This window comes from Micromonospora sp. NPDC004336 (genome assembly GCF_053602615.1).
The window spans coordinates 1-5,512 of record NZ_JBSGDY010000264.1 but is presented as its reverse complement, the minus strand read 5'-3'; the positions used below and the strand labels follow the sequence as shown (position 1 = coordinate 5,512).

Below are 5,512 nucleotides of genomic sequence, written 5' to 3'. Positions count from 1 at the left end.
CGCGCGGCGCCCGCCGCCGCTGGCAGCCCGCCGGCCCGGCCTGACGCACCCGACGCTCGTCGTGCCGTGGTGCCCGCCGGCCCGGCCCAAGACGCTCGTCGTCCCGCGCGGCACCCCACCGGCCCGACCTGACGGGCGGAGCGCCGGCCCGCCCGGCCTGACGCACCCGACGCTCGTCGTGCCGCGCGGCGCCACCGCCGGCCCGGCGCCTGACGCGCGGCCGGCCCGAGCGGGTGCGCCGCGTCGGACGTGGGGACCGCGCCCCGGGGTGCCGGAGGAGCCGCTACGACGACGGTGGTGGCGTCGACCGGTCGGGGTCGGCGCCACCACCGGGCGGGCTCACTGGAACAGGTTGACGTTCTTCTTCTCCGTGTCGAGGTAGTCGGCCGCGGAGTCGTCGACCGCGAGCTTGATGTCGCGCAGCATGGCCTGCAGGTCCTGGGAGGCGGAGCGCCAGCGGGTCTGCCGCTGCTCGTACGCCTGCCGGGCGTCGCCGGACCAGCTCGCCACGAGCGGGGCGGCGTCGCGTTCGAGCTGCCCGAGCTGCGAGTCGAGCGTGTTGAGCGCCCGCTGGATGTCCGCGCTGGCCTGCTGCAACGCGGCGAAGTTGACGACCAGCACACCGTGGTCCATCTAGATGTCTCCTCCCCCGAAGACCGGGTCAGAGCGGCAGCTGGATGCCGCCGCGGTTGGTGGTGGACACGCGACTGGCGGCCTCGGCGTCCGAGACGTCGTATTGCTGGCCCGCCGTGCGGATGGCGCCGGCGGTCTCCCGCAGCGCCCGCTGCAGCGCCGCCTGATCCTGCGCCCACTGCTGCTTGACCTGCTCGAACGAGCGGCCGCCGGCGCCGCGCCAGGCCTGCTGCAACACCTCCAGCTGGGCCATCAGACTGCTGAGCATGGACTGCAGGGACTGGTCGACCTGCTCGAACTTCGCGCCGGTCTGCTGCATCACCGCTGCTTCTGCCTGGGTCTGGGACACCCCGGACGTCACCTCGTCTCCTCGGTCGTGGCTGGCCGCCGGCGCGCCCGCCCACCGGGCGCGTCCGCTCGCGCCGCCCGGACGTCGAGCACGGCGGGCGCGGGTCAGCGAAACTCGTCGCTGACGGTAGCCGTCCCGTCGCGGTTCTGCTACCCCGTCGTCATCCCCTGTGGACAACCGTGCTCCCCCGCCCCGCCGGGCCCGCCCTTACGATGGGCGGCGTCGATGTCGCGGCGAGTGACCGGGCGAGGAGGCACGGTGACGGTGACCAGCAGGACGGGCCCGGGCCCGTCGGCCGCGCACCCGGCCCTCGCCGGCCCCGGGCCGGTCCCGCCCGGCCCCGGCCTCGCGGGGTCGCGCGCTGCCCCGCCGCCACAGTGGATCCCGGCCGCCCGGCGACGGAAGGTCGGCGTCCGGGCCGGTCAGGTCGTGGCCGCGCAGGTCGCGGTGGCCGCCGTGGTCGCGTCCGCCGACCGGGGCGCGCTGGTCACGTTGGCCGCCGTGGCGGTGGCCGCGCTGCTGCTGCCCGTGGCGTGGGTGCGGCTGCGGGGGCGCTGGCTCTTCGAGTGGCTGGCGACCGGCCTGGGCTACGCGACCCGCCGCCGCGCGCTGCCGCCGGCCGCCGACCCGGCGGCGCTGCTGGACCTGGTCGATCCGGGCGCGGTGATCCGCCCCGCCGAGCTGGCCGGCACGCCGGCCGCCGTGCTCGACGACGCCGGCGGCATGGTGGCGCTGCTGGAGCTCGGCGACCCGACCGACCTGCTCGGCGACGGCCCCCGCGCGCTGCCGTCGCCGGCGTCGCTGCTGTCGGCGGCCGCCCCGGACGGGCCGCCGGTCCGGCTCCAGCTCCTCCGGGCGGGCGCGCCCGCGCCGACCGTCGGCGCGGGCGGCGGCGCGGTCGCCACGTCCTACCGGCAGCTCACCGACGGGCGGCTCGCCGGCCTGGAACGGGGCGTCCTCGCCGTGCGGGTGCTGCGCGCCGACGGCTGGACCGGCGAGGAGCTGCGGCGGGCGCTCTCCGGCACGGTGCGCCGGATCGTGCGCCGCCTCGGCGCGGTGCCCGCCCGCCCGCTGGGCGAGCACGCCACGCTGCGCGTGCTGGCGGAGCTGGCCCACCACGACGACCATCCGGTGCGGGAGTCCTGGCAGGCGGTGCGGGCGGGCGACCTGTTACAGACCACGTTCCGGCTGCTCCGCTGGCCCGACACCCGCGCCGACGCCGGCCGGCGGCTGGTGCCCCGGCTGCTCGCGCTGCCCGCGACGGCGACCACGGTGTCGCTCTGCGCAGGGCCGTGGGCGGGCGCCGACCCCGCGTCGGCGCCGACCGAGCTGGCCGTACGGCTGGCCGCCGCCACCTCGGCGGAGCTCTCGGTCGCGGCGCAGGCCCTGCGCCGCGCGGTGGCCGAGGCGGGCGGGGAGGTGCACCGGCTCGACGGCGGGCAGCTCGACGGGCTGGCCGCCACCCTGCCGTTCGCGGCGGCGGGCGCGCCGGGGCCGGGGCCCGCTCCCGACGGGCTGGAACTCACCCTGGGCGAGGCGGGGCTGATGGTCGGCGCGAACCGGCACGGCGGCGCGGTGACCGTCCGGCTGTTCCGGCCGGAGGGCACCCGGGTGATGCTCGTCGGCGGGGTACGCGCGGCGCAGCTCGTGGCACTGCGGGCCATGGCGCTCGGCGCCCGGGTGGTGGTGCAGACGGCCCGCCCCCGCAGCTGGGAGCCCTTCGTGCGGGGCGTCGGCACGCCCGGCGCGATGATCCCGCTGGTGCCGCCCGGCCGGCCCGTGGGCGACGGACCGGGCTCGGCGCTGTGCCCGCTGCTGGTGGTCGTCGACGCCGGCCCGACGCCGGCCGACCCGGAGCCGGGCCCCGGGTGGCGGGCCACGCTGCTGGTCCGCGACGAGCTGACCCCCGCCGACGCCGACGCGCTGGGCCGCGCGGACCTGGCCGTGCTGCAACCGCTCGGCCAGGCCGAGGCCGCCCTGGCCGGCGCCGCGCTGGGCCTCGGCGGGTCGGCGGAGTGGCTGACCCGGATCCGGGACGACATGGTGGCGGTGGTCAACCGGCGGGCGCTGCGCTGGGCGTTGCTCTCGCCCACCCCGATCGAGTCGCAGCTGATCGGCCGCCCCTCCCGCCGCTGACCGCGCCGCTGTCGCGGGTTCCGCGGGTGGCGGGTCCGTGGCACCATCCCCGCCATGGGTTTCCTCAAAGGGTTGCTGATCCGGTTGGGCAGCACGGCGCTGGCCTTCTGGCTGGCCACGCTGCTCATCCCGGGCATCACGCTGGATTCCGGGTCCGCCGTCGAGGCGGTCACCACGCTGCTCCTCGTCGCGGTGATCTTCGGCGTGGTCAACGCGGTGCTCCAGCCCATCATCAAGACCGTCGGCTGCGGCTTCTACCTGCTAACCCTCGGGCTGATCGCGCTGGTGGTCAACGGGCTGCTGTTCCTGCTCACGAGCTGGATCGCCGACCAGGCCGGGCTGCCCTTCCACGTCGACGGCTTCTGGCCGGAGGCGGTGCTCGGCGCGCTCCTCGTCGGCGTCGTCACCTGGATCCTCGGCGCCGTCCTCGACCGCGACTGAGCCGGCCGCCGACCAGATCCCGGGAATTGGCTGCTGACCGACGCGGGTCACCGGGCTAGCGTCGCCGGGTGACCACCCTGACCCGCGACGACGGCTACCTGCTCAGCACCGACCCCGACCGGATCGACCTGGGCCTGGTGCACCGCTGGCTCTCGACGGACGCGTACTGGGCGCTCGGGCGGGACCGGGAGACGGTGGCGCGCGCGTTCGCCGGGTCGGTGCCGTTCGGCGTCTACCGGCCCGGCGACGGGCGGCAGGTCGCGGTCGCCCGGGCGGTCACCGACGGGGCCACCTTCGCCTGGCTCTGCGACGTCTACGTCGACCCGGGCGAGCGGGGCCGGGGGCTGGGCACCTGGCTGGCCGTCGCCGTCCGCGACCACCTCGCCCGGCTGGGCGTACGCCGGATCCTGCTGGCCACGAACGACGCCCACGAGGTCTACGCGAAGGTCGGCTTCGCCCCGGTGACCGATCCGCGCCACTGGATGCAGCTCGACCAGCGGGACCAACCGGTGAGCCCGATCACCGGCAAGGATCAGGGCGGCCAGTCGGCCCTTACGGTAGAGGCGTGACGCCACTCCGCCTCGGCTACCTCTACGGCTTCGGCGCGTACCTGCTCTGGGGCTTCTTCCCGCTCTACCTGAAGCTGCTGCGCCCGGCCGGGCCGGCGGAGATCCTGGCCCACCGGATCGTCTGGTCGGTGCTGTTCGTCGCCCTGCTGCTGGCCGCGATGCGCAACATCGGATTCCTGCGGGCGCTGCTGCGCCGGCCCCGCGCGCTGGCCGGCATCGGCGCGGCCGCCGCGCTCATCGCGGTCAACTGGGGCACCTACATCTACGGCGTCAACTCCGACCGGGTGGTGGAGACCGCCCTCGGCTACTTCATCAACCCGCTGGTGGTGGTGCTGCTGGGCGTCACGGTGCTGCGCGAGCGGCTGCGCCCCGCGCAGTGGGCGGCGCTGGGCGTCGGCGGGCTGGCGGTGGCCGTGCTGACCGTCGACTACGGTCGGCTGCCCTATCTGGCGCTGGTGCTGGCGTTCAGCTTCGCCGGGTACGGCCTGGTCAAGAAGCGGCTCGGGCTGCCCGCCGCGGAGGGGCTCTTCGTCGAGTCGGCGGTGCTGGCGCTGCCCGCGCTGGCCTACCTGGGTTGGCTCACCGCCGGCGGCGACGCCACCTTCGGGCACGTCTCGGTCGGACACACCGCGCTGCTGGTGGCGGCCGGGGCGGCCACGGCGATCCCGCTGCTGCTCTTCGCCGGGGCGGCGAACCGGCTGCCGCTCAGCAGTCTCGGCATGCTCCAGTACCTCGCCCCGATCCTCCAGCTCGGCTGCGGCGTGCTGATCTTCCACGAGCCGATGCCGCCGGCCCGGCTGGCCGGCTTCGCCCTGGTCTGGGTCGCGCTGATCGTCTTCACCGTCGACGCCCTCCACAACTCCCGCCGCCCCCACCCCCGCCCCACCCCCGCCACCCCCCACGCCCCCGCCCCCGCCACGACCCCCTGACCTCGCCGCCGATCTTGCACTTTCGGCCCCCGGATCGTTCGGGTTTGCCCCTTGTGTCGGGGCCGAAAGTGCAAGATCGCGAGAGCGAGGGGCGGGTCAGCGGACGTCGTAGGCCAGGACGGGGGTGCCGTCGGCGCGGTGCAGGGTGAGGCGCACCAGCTCGGCGTCGCTGAACCGGGTCGCGCCGGTGATCCGCAGGTCGTCCCCGGGGGCGGCGAGCCAGGAGGCGACCTGCTCCGTCGCGCCGTCCGGCCCGTGGGCCACCAGCCGGAAGGCGTACGCCTTGGCGTAGCCCGCCCTGGCGTCGTACCCGCAGCGCATGGTCACCTCGGTGCCCCAGTCGGTGCCGGTCAGGGCGATCTCGGCGTGCACCGGCACGGCGCCGGCCACCGGCTCCATGGCGACCATCCGCACGTCGCCGCCCGGGCTGGGCGCCTCGCGGGGCAGCAGCGCGG

Annotated in this window: 5 protein-coding genes and 2 pseudogenes; 4 read left to right on the top strand and 3 right to left on the bottom strand. The window is 76.5% G+C overall.

The window, feature by feature from the left end:
• Positions 1-339 precede the first annotated feature (339 nt).
• Complete coding sequence (locus ACWENR_RS29235; RefSeq protein ID WP_452280172.1) at positions 340-633, bottom strand: WXG100 family type VII secretion target; 294 nt, start codon at positions 631-633, stop codon at positions 340-342.
• Positions 634-661: 28 nt separating this feature from the next.
• Positions 662-982 carry a WXG100 family type VII secretion target gene (locus ACWENR_RS29230; RefSeq protein WP_452280173.1) on the bottom strand — a complete coding sequence of 107 codons (321 nt, stop codon included), beginning with the start codon at positions 980-982 and terminating at the stop codon, positions 662-664.
• Positions 983-1,277: 295 nt separating this feature from the next.
• Here ACWENR_RS29230 and eccE point away from each other — a divergent pair.
• From eccE to rarD, 4 genes and pseudogenes are all read left to right on the top strand, one after another.
• Positions 1,278-3,118, top strand: a pseudogene (gene eccE / locus ACWENR_RS29225) (type VII secretion protein EccE); the annotation flags it as partial.
• A 54-nt stretch (positions 3,119-3,172) separates the two neighbouring features.
• Complete coding sequence (locus ACWENR_RS29220; RefSeq protein WP_452280171.1) at positions 3,173-3,559, top strand: phage holin family protein; 387 nt, start codon at positions 3,173-3,175, stop codon at positions 3,557-3,559.
• 68 nt (positions 3,560-3,627) lie between these two features.
• Entirely contained in the window at positions 3,628-4,128 is a 501-nt protein-coding gene (locus tag ACWENR_RS29215; protein ID WP_452280170.1) for a GNAT family N-acetyltransferase, read from the top strand.
• A complete protein-coding gene (rarD, locus tag ACWENR_RS29210) occupies positions 4,125-5,057 on the top strand; it encodes an EamA family transporter RarD (protein WP_452280169.1) in 933 nt (310 codons plus the stop codon). Before ACWENR_RS29215 ends, rarD begins: the two co-directional genes overlap by 4 nt.
• 96 nt (positions 5,058-5,153) lie before the next feature.
• On the opposite strand, the pseudogene ACWENR_RS29205 reads toward rarD, so the two are convergent.
• A pseudogene (locus ACWENR_RS29205) lies at positions 5,154-5,512 on the bottom strand (anti-sigma factor); the annotation flags it as partial.

Excerpts from the sequence above, each read along its gene's own strand:
- ACWENR_RS29235 (WP_452280172.1), bottom strand. The coding sequence starts at position 633 with ATGGACCACGGTGTGCTGGTCGTCAACTTCGCCGCGTTGCAGCAGGCC.
- ACWENR_RS29220 (WP_452280171.1), top strand. The coding sequence starts at position 3,173 with ATGGGTTTCCTCAAAGGGTTGCTGATCCGGTTGGGCAGCACGGCGCTG.